Below are 285 nucleotides of genomic sequence, written 5' to 3'. Positions count from 1 at the left end.
GCCGCCGGAAGCCGGTGAGGAAGCAGGGCGCGTGCGCATGGAGATGATCGGCCGCGGTTCGCCGGCCGATACCGGCGGCGGGCTTGGCGAGCCAGAGGCGGGGGGCGCTGCATCGCCGGCGCCGGCGCGCCAGGCCACCGCGCAACCGGCCGCGCGCCGCGCCCAAGCCGCTGCCCGCACCAGCGCCGCCCCGGTGGCTGCGACTCCGCCGCCACCGGCGCCGCCGGAAGCCAGCAGCAACGAGCCGACCGACAGCACGCCCGCGACCGAGTCGCTCACCGCACC

1 pseudogene is annotated in these 285 nt (G+C 79.3%); it reads left to right on the top strand.

Annotated elements, in window-relative coordinates:
* Positions 1-37: 37 nt before the first annotated feature.
* A pseudogene (locus SB822_RS56415) lies at positions 38-285 on the top strand (hypothetical protein); the annotation flags it as partial.

Origin of the sequence: Paraburkholderia sp. SIMBA_054 (assembly GCF_046534875.1) — a bacterium.
Taxonomy (GTDB): domain Bacteria; phylum Pseudomonadota; class Gammaproteobacteria; order Burkholderiales; family Burkholderiaceae; genus Paraburkholderia; species Paraburkholderia hospita.
Note: the sequence above shows the minus strand (reverse complement) of the source record. Positions and strands in the feature narration are given on the sequence as shown.